The following is a 15,131-nucleotide window of genomic DNA, read 5'->3' on the forward strand; positions in this document are numbered from 1 at the left end:
AAAATGGCTTTCGACCGCCACCGGCCGCCATACAAGCTGGCGGGAGCGGTGCTGCTGGCGGTCGTCGTGCCCTTCGGGTTTCTGCTCGCCAAGCAGTACCGCGGCGACTTCGTCGAGCAGACCGAACTCCGCGTGATCTCGGGCCGTGCCGGCCTGGTGGTGGACCCCGGTTCGAAGGTGACTCTCAACGGCGTCGAGATCGGGCGGGTGGCGCGCATCGACGCCGCCGAGGTCGACGGTGCCCAGCAGGCGATGATCACCCTCGAGGTAAAGGACCAATACCTGGCGTCGATACCGTCCAACGTCGTCGCCGACGTCAGGGCCAGCACCGTCTTCGGCAACAAGTACGTGTCGTTCAACTCGCCAGAAAGGCCGTCGCTGCAACCGATTTCACGCAGCGACGTGATCCGGGTGCAGTCGGTGACCACCGAGTTCAACACCTTGTTCGAAACGGTCTCGTCCATCGCGACCAAGGTCGACCCGATCAAGCTGAACCAGACACTCACCGCGACGGCCGAGGCGCTGACTGGTCTTGGCAACGAATTCGGCGAGTCCCTGGAGAACGCCAAAGTGATCCTCGACGACGTCAATCCGCTGATGCCTCGGATTCGCCTGGACATCGCACGCACCGCCGACCTGGCCGACGTCTACGCCGACGTCTCGCCAAACCTGTGGGACGGCCTGGACGCGTCGGTCACCACGGCACGCACGCTCAACGCGCAGAGCCGCGAAATCGACGCTGCGCTGATGGCCTCGATCGGATTCGCCAACACGGCCGCGGATCCGCTGGAGCGCGCCGGCCCCTTCCTCGTCCGCAGCGCGGCGGACTTGGTGCCGACCACCAAGCTGCTGGACGACTATCGCGGCATGACCTTCTGCACGTTGCGCAACTATCACGACGTCGGTCCGAGGATCGCGAAGGCCCTCGGCGGCGACAACGGCTACTCGCTCGCGGCCTACGGGACGGTGATGGGGGCGGGCAATCCATACATCTATCCCGACAACCTGCCGCGCATCAACGCCCACGGCGGGCCCGAGGGTCGGCCCGGGTGCTGGCAGAAGGTCACCTACGACCTGTGGCCGCACCCGTATCTGGTGATGGACACCGGCTACAGCATTGCGCCCTACAACCACATCGACCTCGGCCAGCCCATCGCCATCGACTATGTGTGGGGTCGTCAGATCGGCGAGCTCACGATCAATCCCTGAACGTCGAGGTGACGGCCAGGGCCGCCACCGCTCCTGCCTCGTTGATCGCAAGATGAGCGAGCATCGGCGCGGCGAGACTTCCCGAGCGGTCGTACAGCCAGCCGAACGCCCAGCCCGCCGCTGCGGTGACGAGCACCGTTCCGACGATCGATTCACCGGCTCCGCGGGCGTCGTCGACGTGCGACAGCCCGAACGCCGTCGCCTGCAGAACGCGGCCCCACTTCAGCCCAACGGCCTGTGTCGCAACGGTTCCCAACGCGCCCCGGAACGCGGCCTCTTCCGACCACACCGTGCCGATCGGGATGCGCACCAACAGCCATGCGACGACGGGCCGTGGCAGCTCGCGCTGGTTCATGCTGCGGCGAATGGGTGGCACCGTCGTGGACGACGCCACCGCCACCGCCACTGCACCGGCGACTGCGAGACCTAGTCGCACGCCGCGCCTCACCGCAGGTGGCCGAAGCCCTAGCGGCGCGTCGGTCGTCGCGACGAGTGCTCCGCCGAGCGCCGCGTGGACGGGGACCAGCCAGCGCGGCGGGAGCCTCGGCGCCACCACACCGTTCCATCCGACCAGAGCGACCGCCAGTGTCAGCGCCCGAATTCGACTGGGCAGCATCAGTATTCGCCCCCGACCTGCTGCAGCGCTGCCCGCACCCGCTCCGTGTCCGCCGTCGTCCAGCCGTCCGGGGGGATGACGCCTGCCCAGCCGTCGAGCACGGAGTCGCCGTAGTTGTGCCCGTGCCCGGCGGGGATGCCGGAAGCGTTGGTCATGTCTGCACTGACCTGCCAGAAGGTGACGATCGGGTACCACCGCATCGACGTCGTACGGTCTAGCCCCGCCGGCTCGACGAGCCAGTCCGGGCGGGAGAACACCAGCCTCGGTGACCACCACACGATCGGGTCGGAGGCGTGCTGCAGGAACAACACCCTGGTGCCCTCCCACTCCGGCTTCGTGATCTCGGCGATGTCGGCGCTGTCGATCGCTTGCGAGAAGCGCACCGTGCGGCCGTTGTCGTAACGCGGCTCGACCTCCGGTGTTCCGGGATCTCGCCGCTGCACGAGTCCACTCCACAGCGAGCTCTCGTTCGGCGGGCCCACCCACAGCACGGCCGAGAAGTTCCTCCGCGCGACGTCGGGGAGCCACGGGAACGCACCCTGACCCGCCAGCGACCCGAGGCTCTCCCCGTAGAGCACCAGCTTGGGCCTGCGGTCGGGAGGGAGGCGTGACCAGCGATCGTGGACGACGTCGATGAGAACCCGGCCCGATTCGACGGACTTCTCCCGGTCCCCGAGGAACGAGATCCAGCTGGGCAGATACGAATACTGCACGCCGACGAGCGCAGTGTCCCCGTTGTACATGGTCTCGATCGCTCTGGCGGCGACCGGATTGATCCATCCCGTCCCCGTGGTGGGCACGATGACGAGGAGCTTGCGGTCGAACGCGCCGGTGCGCATCAGCTCGCGGACGATGACCTCCGCCCTGGCCCCGTCGGAGTCGGCGGTCTCCAGTCCCGCATACACGCGGATCGGCTCCTTGGCGGGACGGCCGTTGAGTCTGCTGAGCTCGGCCACGTGCGGTCCGGTCGCGACGAAGTTGCGGCCCTGGAATCCGAGGGTGTCCCACGGCGCAAGAGACGCAGGGCTTCCCGACTTCTCGGGCTCCGTGGGCTCGGAGACGCCGACGCGTGTCGTGTAGTTCTGCGGTTGGAACACCCGGCTGGCACCGACCAGGAAGCCGCGGTAGAGCACGCCGTTGACGAGGGTGATCACCAGTACGACGACGATCGCCGTCCCGATGAACATGGCAACCTCCTGGTGGAGGTGCCAGCGCCGGATGAACACTCTGGCAAGGAGTTTGATCGCATCGTAGAGCACCCTGGTCACGCCCACGCACGTTCCGCCGACCAGCACGGCGGCCACGAGCGTGCGCAGGTATCCCAACGTGGTGGGCCCGTCGATGCCCATTTCGGCCGACACCTGGCGCTGCCAGGCGGCGGCGGGAATGAGCATCGACACGCACACGACGATCGAGACGACGACGATACCGAACTTCATCTCGTTCAGCGTCTTCTTGGGCGGTGGCCACCACTGTCGATGGTGTAACGCAATGCGGTGGAACACCTTTGCAAGCACGACGCCGATGGCATAGCCGATCGACGCGGTGATGCCTCCGATCAAACCCTGGAACAGCCAGTCCCGTGGGAGCAGCGATGGCGTCAGTGATAGGCAGAAGAACACGGTAGCGACGGCGACGCCGCCGAAGTCGAGGCGGACCAGGCTCCACGCCCAGACCAGTAGCGCATGGCGCTCCTCAATCACCCGAACAGTCCGGGCAGCACGCCCTCCGACGTGCGGCGCAGCTCGTCGAGGCTCACGGAGAACTGGCCCTGGACTTCGATGGACTGGCTACCCTCGTCGACCACACCGATGCGTTCGGCGGGCAGGCCGCGCGCCTCGCACATGGCGCGGAACCTGCTCTCCTCGGTGCGTGGGACGGCGACGAGCACCCGCCCCGAGGATTCGGAGAACAAGAAGGTGAACGGGTCGGCATCCTCGGGAAGGACGAGGCGACAACCGGTTTCGCCGGCCATCGCGGCCTCGACGACGGCCTGGACGAGCCCGCCCTCGGACAAGTCGTGCGCAGCGGAGATCAGCCCGTCCCGGGACGCCGCGACCAGCACCTCGGCGAGCAGTTGCTCGCGGGCCAGGTCGACCTTCGGCGGCAGGCCGCCGAGGTGATCGGCGGTGACCTGGGCCCAGATGGAACCGTCGAACTCGTCGCGAGTGTCTCCAAGCAGGATCAACGTCTCGCCCGGCTCGGTGCCGAAGGCCGTGGGCACACGTCGCCTCACGTCGTCCAGGACGCCGAGCACGCCGACGACCGGGGTGGGCAGGATCGCGGTCGTACCGGTCTGGTTGTAGAAGCTCACGTTGCCACCGGTGACCGGAATACCCAGTGCCGCACAGCCATCGGCGAGTCCACGCACGGCCTGAGAGAACTGCCACATGACGCCGGGATCCTCGGGCGAGCCGAAGTTCAGACAGTTGGTGACGGCGACCGGCGTGGCGCCGGTGACTGCGACGTTGCGATAGGCCTCGGCCAGTGCCAGCTGGGCACCGGTGTACGGATCGAGGAACGTATACCGCCCGGACGCGTCAGTGGAGATGGCGACGCCGCGGCCGGTGGCCTCGTCGATGCGTAGCACGCCACCGTCGGCATGCTCGGCGAGGACGGTGTTGCCGCGGACGTAGCGGTCGTACTGCTCGGTGATGAACGCGCGGCTGCAGAGATGCGGACTTCCCAGCAGCGCAAGCAGAGTCGCGCGCAGCTCGTCACCCGTTGAGGGCCGCGGCAGCGCCGCGGACGTGTCGGCGTTCAAGGCGTCCTGCGTGTCGGGCCTCGCCACCGGGCGTTCGTAGATCGGGCCTTCGTGGGCGACGGTCCTGGGCGGCACGTCGACGACGGTTTCGCCGTTCCAGGTGATCTGCAGCCGGTCGCCGTCGGTGACTTCGCCGATGACGGTGGCGAGCACCTCCCACTTGCGGCACACCGCCATGAAGGCGTCCACGTTCTCCGGCGCCACGACCGCGCACATGCGTTCCTGCGACTCGCTGGCCAGCACCTCCGCGGGGGTCATGAACTTCGCCCGCAGCGGCACCCTGTCCAGTTCGATCGCCATGCCGCCGTCGCCGGCGGATGCGAGTTCAGAAGTGGCGCAGGACAATCCCGCACCGCCGAGATCCTGAATGCCGATCACCAGCCCCGCCGCGTATAGCTCGAGGCAGCATTCGATGAGGACCTTCTCCATGAAGGGGTCACCGACCTGGACCGACGGCAGCTTCTTGCGGCCCGGACCCTCGCCCTCGTCCCCACCGAAAGTCTCCGACGCGAGCACCGACACGCCGCCGATGCCGTCGAGCCCGGTGCGGGCGCCGAACAGGATGATCTTGTTGCCGGCACCCGACGCGAAGGCCAGATGCAGGTCCTCCTTGCGGAGCACCCCGACGCACAGCGCATTCACCAGTGGGTTGCCCGCGTAAGAGGGGTCGAAGACGGTCTCGCCGCCGATGTTGGGCAGGCCGAGGGAGTTTCCGTAGCCGCCGACGCCGCGGACGACACCGTCGAGCACGCGACGGGTGTCGGGCGCGTCGGCGGCGCCGAAGCGCAGCTGATCCATCACCGCGACCGGGCGGGCGCCCATCGCCATGATGTCGCGGACGATGCCGCCGACACCGGTGGCCGCGCCCTGATACGGCTCGACGTAGGACGGGTGGTTGTGCGACTCGACCTTGAAGGTCACCGCCCAACCGTCGCCGATGTCGACGACGCCCGCGTTCTCACCGATGCCCGCGAGCATGCCCGCACGCATCTCGTCGGTCGTGGTCTCGCCGAAGTAGCGCAGATGCACCTTCGAGGACTTGTAGGAGCAGTGTTCGCTCCACATCACCGAGTACATGGCGAGCTCGGCGTCGGTGGGCCGGCGGCCGAGGATGCCGCGGATCCGCTGGTACTCGTCGTCCTTGAGACCGAGTTCACGGAACGGCTGCGGCTGATCGGGGGAGGTAGATGCTTGCTCGACAGTGTCCACTTCGTGGGAGAACCCGGACGTCACGGAGCCATTCTATTGGCTTCGGCCCGGTGGGACGCACGGGCGGCCATCTCGGCCGCGATTGCCCGGTCGGTCAGCCACCCGCGACACAGAACGCATTGCCCTCCGGGTCGGCGAGCACCACCCATTCGAAGTCATCGCCGAAACTGTTGCGTTCGACTTCCCGGGCACCGAGCTCGACGACCCGGGCCACCTCGGCCTCCATGTCGGCGGTGTGCAAGTCCAGGTGCGCCTTGTTCTTTCCGGGCGTCGGGTCGGGCACCCGCTGGAAGCCGATTGGGGTCCCACCTTCACGGGCCACCAGGACGAATTCTCCTGGTACCACCGCGTTGACCTCACCTGCCAACACGCCGGCCCACCAGGCAGCGAGACCATCGGGATCGGTGCAATCGAACGTGAACGTAGCTATGTCGAGACTCATGGGTTAGACGCTAGATCACCCCGGTGACAGAAATGCGTGCAGCGCGGCGGAGTAGGCGGAGACGTCCGTCGCGCCCATCAGTTCGCGCGCCGAGTGCATCGCCAGTTGCGCCGCACCGACGTCGACCGTCGGGATTCCGGTGCGCGCCGCCGTCATGGGCCCGACCGTCGACCCACACGGCAGGTCCGCGCGATGCTCGTACCGCTGCATCGGCACTCCCGCCTGGGCGCACGCCAGCGCGAACGCCGCCGCGGTGCGACCGTCGGTGGCGTAGCGCAGATTGGGCTGCACCTTGAGCACCGGCCCGGCGTTGACCTCGATGAGGTGGCTGGGCTCGTGCCGCTCGGGGTAGTTGGGATGGGTGGCGTGGGCCATGTCCCCCGAGGCCACCATCGAGCCGGACATGCGGCGCAGGAAGTCCTCTCGCACACCGCCTGCGGCCAGTGTGATGCGCTCCAGCACCGTCGGCAGAAGCTCGGACTGCGCACCGTGATCGGACATCGAGCCGACCTCCTCGTGGTCGAACAGCGCGAGCACCGGCAGATGCTCCCCGGGTTCGGCGGCCAGGAACGCCTCCAAACCCGCGTAGCAGGTGCCCTGGTTGTCGAGGCGGGGGGCGCTGACCAGATCGCGATCGGGGCCGATCAGAGTCGACGGGGTGAGGTCGTGGGTCATCAGATCAGCGGCGAGAACCGCGCCGGGGTCCACGCCCGCGCGCTCGGCGACGTAGTCGACGAACGGCCGGGACCGGTCGCCGACGCCCCAGACGGCGTTGACGTGGCGCTGCGGATCCAGGGACACGCCCTTGCGGTCGTCGGACAGGTGGATCGCCAGCTGCGGAACCCGCAGAATCGGATCGTCGATGCGCACCAGCACGTCGTCGACGCCGGCAGATCCCCGCAGCGACAGCCTGCCGCTGATGCCGAGGTCGCGATCCAGCCACGAGTTCAGCCAGGCGCCGCCATACGGTTCCAGTGCCACCACCTGCCACCCCGACACGAACCGGTCGGGGTGCTGCTTGACCCGCAGGTTCGGGCTGTCGGTGTGCCCGCCGACGATCCGGAACGGCGCCGCTGCGTCGGCCGACTTCCACGCGACGAGCGAACCGGCCCGGACGGTGAAGTAGCCGCCACCTTCGGATGGCCATGCCTCGCCCTCGGTCAGTTCGGTGAAGCCCGCCGCGCGCAATCGCTCGGCCGCGGTCGCGCAGACGTGGAACGGCGACGGCGATGCGTCGATGAAGTCGCAGAGACTCTGGGGGCTAGCTGCCATCATTCCATCTTGACCGCCGTTCTCGGCGATGGTGGCGCTCGGGTCCAGATGTGCCTTATCTTGTTCCGCAACCGGTGCTGGCGACATTGACCCCGGCGGCCATCTTCGTGGTTGCGACGATCGACGCGGGCGCTAAGGCGGTGCGCGACGCGCTGGCCGACGTCTCGGGTCTGGTGCGCGCCATCGGCTTCCGGGATCCGACGAAGCAGCTGTCGGCGGTGGTCTCGATCGGCTCCGACGCGTGGGACCGGCTGTTCTCCGGTCCCCGGCCGGCCGAACTGCACCCGTTCGTCGAGTTGCACGGGTCGCGCCATCACGCCCCGTCCACTCCTGGCGACTTGCTGCTCCACATCCGGGCGGAGTCACTGGACGTCTGCTTCGAGTTGGCGGGGAAGATCGTCGGGTCGATGGCGGGCGCCGTCACGGTCGTCGACGAGGTGCACGGGTTCAAGTTCTTCGACAACCGCGACCTGATGGGGTTCGTCGACGGCACCGAGAACCCGGACGGGCCGGTGCGCGTGCACGCCACCCAGATCGGTGACGAGGACCCGGACTTCGCCGGCGGCTGCTACGTCCACGTGCAGAAGTACCTGCACGACATGGGCGCGTGGAACTCGCTTTCCACCGAGGAGCAGGAACGGGTGATCGGCCGCACCAAACTCGACGACATCGAGTTGAGCGACGACGTGAAACCGGCCAACTCCCACCTGGCGCTCAACGTGATCTCCGACGACGACGGCAACGAGCTGAAGATCCTGCGACACAACATGCCGTTCGGCGAGATCGGCAAGGCGGAGTTCGGCACGTATTACATCGGTTGCTCGCGCACCGCCGCGGTAACGGAGCGGATGCTGCGCAACATGTTCATCGGTGACCCGCCCGGCAACACCGACCGGATACTGGACTTCTCTACTGCGATCACCGGGTGCATGTTCTTCACCCCGACCGCGGACTTCCTCGACGACCCGCCGCCGCTGCCCGGCGACGAGGCCGCCGCGACACCGCCCGCACCCGCCAAGACTTCAAACCCCACCGGCTCCCTGTCGATCGGCAGTCTGAAAGGACATCCCCAATGAACAACCTCTATCGCGAACTGGCGCCGATCACCGAAGGCGCCTGGGGTGCAATCGAATTAAGGGCCACCCGGACCTTCAAGCGACACATCGCCGGGCGCCGGGTGGTCGACGTCAGCGAGCCGGGCGGGCCCGTGACAGCGGCGATCAGCACCGGTCACCTGGTCGACGTCACGCCCCCGGGGGAGGGCGTGGTGGCCCACCTTCGCGAGAGCAGGCCGCTGGTGCGGTTGCGGGTGCCGTTCACCATCTCGCGCACGGACGTCGACGACGTCGAGCGTGGCTCACAGGACTCCGACTGGGATCCGGTCAAGGAGGCCGCCAAGCAGCTGGCGTTCGCCGAGGACCGCGCGATTTTCGAGGGCTACGAGGCCGCGCAGATCGGAGGCATCCGCAAGTGCAGCTCCAACCCCGCACTGGCGCTGCCGTCGGATCCGCGGGAGATCCCCGACTACATCGCCCAGGCGTTGAGCGAGTTGCGGCTAGCCGGCGTCGACGGGCCGTACTGCGTGCTGCTGTCGGCCGACGTCTACACGCAGGTCAGCGAAACCACCGAGCACGGTTATCCGATCCGAGAACACCTGAACCGGCTGATCGACGGCGAGATCATCTGGGCGCCTGCGATCGACGGCGCGTTCGTGTTGTCCACCCGCGGCGGCGACTTCGATCTGCAGCTGGGCACCGACGTGTCGATCGGCTACCTGTCGCACGACGCCGCGAGCGTGCAGCTGTACCTCGAGGAGACGCTGACGTTCCTCTGCTACACCGCGGAGGCCTCGGTCGCCCTCACCCCCTAACCTTTCCGCGAGACCCCCTCACCTTCCCGCGAGCGTGCGTTTCTGCTGGCGACACGCCGGGTCAAAATCCAACTCGACGCACACTCGCGGCGACCTGTCGAGGATATGGAATAGATATTCCATTACTGGGCTTGTGGTAAATGGCTTCACCACAACGTCAACGCCCAGGAGGCGAGTCCCATGACCAACACACTTACGGGAAAGACCGCACTAGTAACCGGTGCCACCGCAGGCATCGGTTACGCCATCGCGACCCAGCTGGCCGCGGAAGGTGCCGAGGTCGTCGTCCACGGCCGCAATGGGGAGCGCGGCGCGAAGACCGTTCAAGACATCGAAAATGCGGGCGGAAAAGCACGTTTCGTCGCTGCTGACGTATCCGTCGCCGACGACGTCCGTCGCTTGGCCGACGAGGCAGGCGCGGTGGACATCTTGGTGAACAACGCGGGTATCTACCGGTTCGCGCCGACGTTCGACACCGTCGACGCCGACTTCGACGACCAGATCAACACCAACCTGCGGGCGCCCTACCTCCTGGTGCAGAAGCTGGTACCCGGGATGATCGCGCGTGGTGGCGGTTCGGTGGTCAACGTGACGACCGTCGTGGCGAGCTCGCCTGCAGCAGGCGCGGGCATCTACGGCGCCAGCAAGGCAGCGCTCGAGTTGCTCACCAAGCTGTGGGCCGACGAGTTCGGCAGCCAGGGAGTGCGGGTCAACGCGGCCGCTCCCGGTCCCACGCAGACCCTGGGTACCGCGAATTTCGAGGGTGACCTGATCGAGGGCCTTGGCCGGACGACGGCCCTCGGCCGTACCGCTGACCCCGACGAGATCGCCAACGCGGTCACCTTCTTGGCCTCACCGGGGGCGAGCTACGTCAACGGCGCGATCCTGACCATCGGCGGTGGGGCGCTGGCGATCCGCCCGGCCGCCTAACGCGTGCGACTTCGGCGTGGTCGGTTGCGTTCAGCGCGACCGGCCACGCCGAAGTCGCACGCGTTAGGCCGGCGCCACCAGCGTCGTATGCACCCTCCACACGTCCTTGCCCTCGCTCTGCGTTTCGCCCGGGAGCGACCAGATCTGGTCGCAGGTCGTCAGGTCGAACGCGCGGGCCGCCGTTCCATCGCCGCCCAGCACGGCCACGTCGCCATCCGAAGCGATGTACGAGTAATCGAAACCCTCGATGTCACATGTCTTCCCCTGCGAACCGCTTCGCAAGTCGTACTGCTGCCAACTCTGCTCATCTCCACCCGTGGTGACGAACAGGCGCTCTCCGATGACACGCGTATAGCGCATCGGTATCGACCTCGGGAGTTCGAGGAGTCTGCGACCGTCGAGAGCGAGAACGACGTCCGTCGACGCCGTCTGCACCAACGGGATGTCCCGCGAACCGGTGAGAATAGTGCCTTCGAGGTCCTGTTGACCCGATGCATGGCCGGACGCATCGAAGAAGGCCACCCGATCCGAAAAGGGGTTGCCGGTGGCTGAGTATTCGTATCCGAACCCACCGGGGTAGACGAAGGCCAGTCCGAATAATCCACTCTGTGGCAGTACGGGTTTCACTGCTTGGCCGTCCGCGACCGAGAAGACGACGTTCGTCGAGGAGTAAGCGGCCCCGCCCTGAACGGCTATCGGCTGCGGCGGGGTGTCGTGTTCAAATCCTTCTGCTGGGAAAGGTTTCCGTCGCCCGGGGCGAACCACGTGAGCTCGGCCTGCGCACCCACCCCGTAAGCGCCCTCACCGCCCACCGTGGCGACGGCGTAATCACCGGATTGTTCCACGAAGGGGTGGTTCCGAGTCGTCGATATTCGTAGTTCCGTAGGGCCGTCGAAGATCGACGTTCCGCGCTCGGTGTCGACCACCCACGCCCGCGCCGGCTTGTTGGGGTCACGGTCTTGACGTATACACAGCACCATCGTCGGGCCGTTGACGAAACAGTTGAACGCCAGGGCATCATCGGATCGACCGAGTTCGACCGGAGCGAAGGCGCGGCGGCCGGTTGCTACGTCGATCCCCACCAACCACCAGCCCGTACCCGTGATTCCGAGAATGTACCCGTGATCACCAACGTTCCCGATGATCTTGGGGATCGTGCCGGGCGGCAGACCGAGCTCATGCGACGAGGTCTTCCAACCCGGCACGGGTTCCTTCCGCATCGATGACGTCAGCATCACCTGCGCCGGAAGACCAAGGGGCGGAGCCGATTGCGGTTGATCAACCGGGTGGCGCGTCGTCACGTAGACCATGACCGTCACCGCTACGACGACTACCACCGCCAGCACGGAGCCGAGAATCCACCACCCGCGAACGCGCGACGACGGCACTACGCCTTACCCTCCAACTTGGCGAGTCGCTCGATCGCCCGACCATCAGTGAGTTCGTCGCGCTGGTCGGGGTTCACCCAGTAGTAGCGCACCAGTCGACGGAGGGCGTCGCCGCCAGGGGTGTACGAATCGATTGCCTGCGTACGGGTCCGCCCGTCACGGAACTTCACGAAAAGGGTAGCCCTCAATGGTGGTGGCTTACCGGGTCGGCGGTCCGCGATGTCCGCTACTTCATCCCACTCGCCGTGCACTGACGACACACCCTGCCCCAGCTCGAAACCGTCCGCCGTCAGTCGCTGGAAGCTCAACCCACCGCGCTTGAACATCTGCCACAGGTTCACGATCCCGGTGAGTGCAACACCAATCGCGACGATGGTGAACATTCGCTGATTGCCGTACGGCAGCGGAATGTCGATACGGCCCTGCGGAGTGAAGATCGCGTATGTCGCCATGGCGGCGACCGCCGCAACCGTTGCCCATTGCAGAAGGCCGTCCACGGCACGATCGGGCCGGATGGTCGTTCCCTGGTCGCCGAACTCCGCCCGGGGACTCACTCTGCCGCGAATGACCAACACCAAGGACGCCTCCAGTCCGACGAACGCCAACGCAAGCCCCAGTACCACGACCACCGTGAGATATTCGCCGCGTCCGAGAGAGATGACGGCCCAAACCAAACACAAGACCGCGAATGCGTTCACCGCGGCGAAGTAGAACGCCAACACCAAGAAGTTCTTCACGGTGGGCACACCAAGTCTCCGACGAGTCCACCAAGGTGCCCGAAGCCGAAGCCTGCGGTGCCGCTTGCGATACCCGCCCACACCGGCGCCAGTTCGGGTTGAACCACCGTGAGCATGGCGTCGAAGGCGATGCCGCCTACGATTCCGGCGGACCCCTTCCACGCAGCAACACAAGCATCGTGCTTGGTCTCCGCCGTAGAGATGTCATAGAGCGCCGTCACCACACCCAACGCCGGACCGCCGAACTTTGCACCCGCCTCGATGTTGTCCAGCGTTCGCGCACTCAGCCCCGGTATTCCTTGCCCGGACTGTTTCTCCAAGGCCGTAAGTCCGCCACCGACGACGTCGGGAATGGGTTCGGTGAAGAACCCGTCGGGCAGGACTCCATGTCTTCCGTCCGGTGTCGTCACCGCGCCACTGCACCTACCGTCGGGGGTTCTCGTCATCACGACGGACGTGCCGTCCGACCACCAGACGTTGGTGGTCTGCGTGCCGTCCTCACTTTCCGTCGTCAGAGTGTCCGAGACGTAGTCTCCGTTCTTGTCGTATTGCTGCACCTCAATGCTGCCTTCCGGTAACACGTGCTCGCTCGGCGGCCATCCGCCTTCCGTGGTGATGACCTGTTTGCTGCCGTCCAGCATGTAGACCGTCTTGATGTGGTTCCCAGTTCGCTCATCCGTTGTTTCGGTTGTCGCGCGGACACTCGTCGACAGATCCTCATCGCGGACCATGTTCTGCAACTGCCTTCCGGCATCGGTGCCTGGGTCCGGCGCCTCGTCACCTGGAACCGGCGGCAGGGGGCTGGGAGGTCCCATCCGCGCGACCTTGAACTCAGCGCCCGGACCGGACCGTGCCAACAGCAGGTTCCGGGTGGTGTCTTCGTCGGCCTCACCGACCGCATGCAACAGCTCGTTGATCTCGCCTTGCGCAGCAACCGCTTGCTTCTGCAAGTCGGCTGCGTGCTCGGCCGTCATACCCGCCGGCCGTATAAACACCACCCAATTTTCACTGACGCGCAATTCACTCTCATCGATCGCGTCAGCCTCGCGCAGGAGATTGGTTCTCGCTGTCCCGATCGACGTGCTGCCGTCACTCAGCGCCTTCGCCACTGCCGTGGTGTAGTCCAGAAAACGCGACGAGCGGGCTACCGCCCGCCCGAACATGTCCTTCGCCGCATCGTGCGCAGCGCCTCTCCAGGTACGGCCCTCATCCATCCGGCCGATGCCGTCGTCGAGTTGCCGCACGTTCCGGTAGATCGATTCGCCAGCATCGGCGATCGAGTTGGCGCCTGCCAACAACGACTCGGGATTCCAGCTGATCAATCGCGGACGGGACGGCAACACGCGTCAGAACAATCCCTTGAAATCGTCCGCGAGAGCACCGTCCTCGACCTCGTACCGGTCGCCGGCGCCGCGAACGGCCACACCCATTGCAGAGACATCCTTGATGATGTCGGTCGCCGCCAGCGAGACGTGGTCTCCGACCTGACACGTGGCCCACTGGGTCTCCGAGCCAGGCAGTCCGTTGGCCGCAGTATTGGCCTTGCCCTGGAGATCGATGCCGCTCATCGCCACAGTCGCCGTATCCACCCGGTCTGCAAAGGCTCGCAACAGCTCCGGATTGACCAGCATCAACGCCCCCCGCGTCAGTAAAGGTCAGCCAGAACCGCTAGCCAACAAGTCTTTTGACCGTAACACCCGATCTCGGGCCTACCGCGCAGCAGTTCGAGCGGAGCGGCGCCTACGCCGCGAGCACCGCATCCAGCGCCGAGTAGAACAGCCCGAGCCCGTCGTCGGACGGCCCAGTCAACGCCTCGGTCGCGTGCTCGGGGTGCGGCATCAGGCCGACTACCCGACCGTTGGCCGAACTGATGCCCGCGATGTTGCGCAGCGAACCGTTCATGTTCTCGCGGTAGCGGAAGACGACGCGATCCTCGCCCTCCAACTCGTCGAGCACGGCATCGGAAGCCACGTAGCGGCCCTCGCCCGACTTCAGCGGGACCAACAGGTCGGCGCCTTTCTCGAAGCGGGTGGTCCACGCCGACGAGGTCGATGCCACCTCCAGCCACACGTCGCGGCACACGAAGTGCAGACCGGCGTTGCGGGTCAATGCACCCGGCAGCAGTCCCGCTTCACACAGCACCTGAAAACCGTTGCATATCCCCAACACCGGCATCCCGCGCCCTGCGGCGGCGATCACCTCGCCCATCACCGGCGCGAACTTGGCGATCGCTCCGCACCGCAGGTAGTCACCGTAGGAGAACCCGCCGGGGACGACGACCGCGTCCACCCCCTTGAGGTCGGCGTCGGCGTGCCAGAGGTCGACCGACTCCGCGCCGGTCAACCTCACCGCGCGCGCAGCGTCGACGTCGTCGAGCGTCCCTGGGAACGTGACGACCCCGACCCGGGCGGTCACTGCTCCTCCCGGCTGACGGTCCAATCCTCGATGACGGTGTTCGCGAACAGCGACTCGGCGATCTCGGTGAGCGTCTCGTCACTCACGGTGTCGTCGACCTCGAGCTCGAAACGCTTGCCCTGCCTGACATCTGAGATTCCCGAAACGCCGAGGCGGCCCAGTGCTCCGACGATGGCCTGACCCTGCGGGTCGAGAATCACCGTCTTGGGCATCACGTGCACTACGACGCGGGCCACGCGCGGCTCCTGTCTTTGGAGAAGATTGCTCGGCGCTCACTCT

At 66.5% G+C, this 15,131-nt stretch carries 13 protein-coding genes and 2 pseudogenes; 4 read left to right on the forward strand and 11 right to left on the reverse strand.

All coding sequences use genetic code 11. The annotated features are described in order from the left end of the window. Positions 1–3 precede the first annotated feature (3 nt). Positions 4–1,209 (forward strand): MCE family protein, encoded by a 1,206-nt coding sequence (locus VET27_RS21460; protein WP_526521633.1) that lies wholly within the window; start codon positions 4–6, stop codon positions 1,207–1,209. On the opposite strand, the pseudogene VET27_RS21465 reads toward VET27_RS21460, so the two are convergent. The 5 genes and pseudogenes from VET27_RS21465 to VET27_RS21485 form a co-directional block, all read right to left on the reverse strand. Beyond that, positions 1,189–1,825, reverse strand: a pseudogene (locus tag VET27_RS21465) (Rv0804 family intramembrane glutamic endopeptidase); the annotation flags it as partial. The gene VET27_RS21460 and the pseudogene VET27_RS21465 overlap by 21 nt on opposite strands. Continuing rightward, on the reverse strand, positions 1,825–3,528 hold the full coding sequence (locus VET27_RS21470) for an alpha/beta hydrolase (RefSeq protein ID WP_526521634.1): 1,704 nt from the start codon (positions 3,526–3,528) through the stop codon (positions 1,825–1,827). The gene VET27_RS21470 and the pseudogene VET27_RS21465, both read right to left, overlap by 1 nt. Further along, positions 3,525–5,798: a phosphoribosylformylglycinamidine synthase subunit PurL gene (gene purL / locus VET27_RS21475; protein ID WP_526521683.1), complete on the reverse strand. Its 2,274-nt coding sequence runs from the start codon at positions 5,796–5,798 to the stop codon at positions 3,525–3,527. Before purL ends, VET27_RS21470 begins: the two co-directional genes overlap by 4 nt. A 94-nt stretch (positions 5,799–5,892) precedes the next feature. Further along, on the reverse strand, positions 5,893–6,240 hold the full coding sequence (locus VET27_RS21480) for a VOC family protein (RefSeq protein ID WP_526521635.1): 348 nt from the start codon (positions 6,238–6,240) through the stop codon (positions 5,893–5,895). A gap of 15 nt (positions 6,241–6,255) precedes the next feature. After that, complete coding sequence (locus tag VET27_RS21485) at positions 6,256–7,512, reverse strand: M18 family aminopeptidase (protein ID WP_526521636.1); 1,257 nt, start codon at positions 7,510–7,512, stop codon at positions 6,256–6,258. A gap of 50 nt (positions 7,513–7,562) precedes the next feature. Between VET27_RS21485 and VET27_RS21490 the strand changes: the two genes are divergently transcribed. From VET27_RS21490 to VET27_RS21500, 3 genes are all read left to right on the forward strand, one after another. Continuing rightward, positions 7,563–8,588, forward strand: a complete 1,026-nt coding sequence (locus VET27_RS21490) for a Dyp-type peroxidase (RefSeq protein WP_526521637.1) — start codon at positions 7,563–7,565, stop codon at positions 8,586–8,588. After that, positions 8,585–9,382: a family 1 encapsulin nanocompartment shell protein gene (locus tag VET27_RS21495; RefSeq protein WP_526521638.1), complete on the forward strand. Its 798-nt coding sequence runs from the start codon at positions 8,585–8,587 to the stop codon at positions 9,380–9,382. Before VET27_RS21490 ends, VET27_RS21495 begins: the two co-directional genes overlap by 4 nt. A gap of 180 nt (positions 9,383–9,562) precedes the next feature. Beyond that, positions 9,563–10,312, forward strand: coding sequence for an SDR family NAD(P)-dependent oxidoreductase (locus tag VET27_RS21500; protein ID WP_526521639.1), 750 nt, complete (start codon positions 9,563–9,565; stop codon positions 10,310–10,312). A 63-nt stretch (positions 10,313–10,375) separates the two neighbouring features. Here the strand turns inward: VET27_RS21500 and VET27_RS21505 are convergent. The 6 genes and pseudogenes from VET27_RS21505 to purS all read right to left on the reverse strand — a co-directional run bounded on the left by VET27_RS21505 (position 10,376) and on the right by purS (position 15,088). After that, a pseudogene (locus VET27_RS21505) lies at positions 10,376–11,622 on the reverse strand (9-bladed beta-propeller domain-containing protein). Positions 11,623–11,699: 77 nt separating this feature from the next. Beyond that, a complete protein-coding gene (locus tag VET27_RS21510) occupies positions 11,700–12,437 on the reverse strand; it encodes a hypothetical protein (RefSeq protein ID WP_526521640.1) in 738 nt (245 codons plus the stop codon). After that, entirely contained in the window at positions 12,434–13,780 is a 1,347-nt protein-coding gene (locus VET27_RS21515; protein ID WP_526521641.1) for a hypothetical protein, read from the reverse strand. Before VET27_RS21515 ends, VET27_RS21510 begins: the two co-directional genes overlap by 4 nt. Positions 13,781–13,783: 3 nt before the next feature. Beyond that, a complete protein-coding gene (locus VET27_RS21520; RefSeq protein ID WP_526521642.1) occupies positions 13,784–14,068 on the reverse strand; it encodes a hypothetical protein in 285 nt (94 codons plus the stop codon). Between the two features lie 109 nt (positions 14,069–14,177). Next, positions 14,178–14,852 (reverse strand): phosphoribosylformylglycinamidine synthase subunit PurQ, encoded by a 675-nt coding sequence (purQ, locus tag VET27_RS21525; RefSeq protein WP_526521643.1) that lies wholly within the window; start codon positions 14,850–14,852, stop codon positions 14,178–14,180. Then, the gene (purS, locus tag VET27_RS21530) at positions 14,849–15,088 is read right to left on the reverse strand and encodes a phosphoribosylformylglycinamidine synthase subunit PurS (protein WP_526521644.1); all 240 of its coding nucleotides are present in this window, start codon (positions 15,086–15,088) and stop codon (positions 14,849–14,851) included. Before purS ends, purQ begins: the two co-directional genes overlap by 4 nt. Between the last annotated feature and the right edge of the window lie 43 nt (positions 15,089–15,131).

Source organism: Mycobacterium sp. (assembly GCF_035633495.1).
Classification (GTDB): Bacteria; Actinomycetota; Actinomycetes; order Mycobacteriales; family Mycobacteriaceae; genus Mycobacterium.

Excerpts from the sequence above, each read along its gene's own strand:
- VET27_RS21460 (WP_526521633.1), top strand. The coding sequence starts at position 4 with ATGGCTTTCGACCGCCACCGGCCGCCATACAAGCTGGCGGGAGCGGTG.
- VET27_RS21480 (WP_526521635.1), bottom strand. The coding sequence starts at position 6,240 with ATGAGTCTCGACATAGCTACGTTCACGTTCGATTGCACCGATCCCGAT.
- VET27_RS21485 (WP_526521636.1), bottom strand. The coding sequence starts at position 7,512 with ATGGCAGCTAGCCCCCAGAGTCTCTGCGACTTCATCGACGCATCGCCG.
- VET27_RS21495 (WP_526521638.1), top strand. The coding sequence starts at position 8,585 with ATGAACAACCTCTATCGCGAACTGGCGCCGATCACCGAAGGCGCCTGG.
- VET27_RS21500 (WP_526521639.1), top strand. The coding sequence starts at position 9,563 with ATGACCAACACACTTACGGGAAAGACCGCACTAGTAACCGGTGCCACC.
- VET27_RS21520 (WP_526521642.1), bottom strand. The coding sequence starts at position 14,068 with ATGCTGGTCAATCCGGAGCTGTTGCGAGCCTTTGCAGACCGGGTGGAT.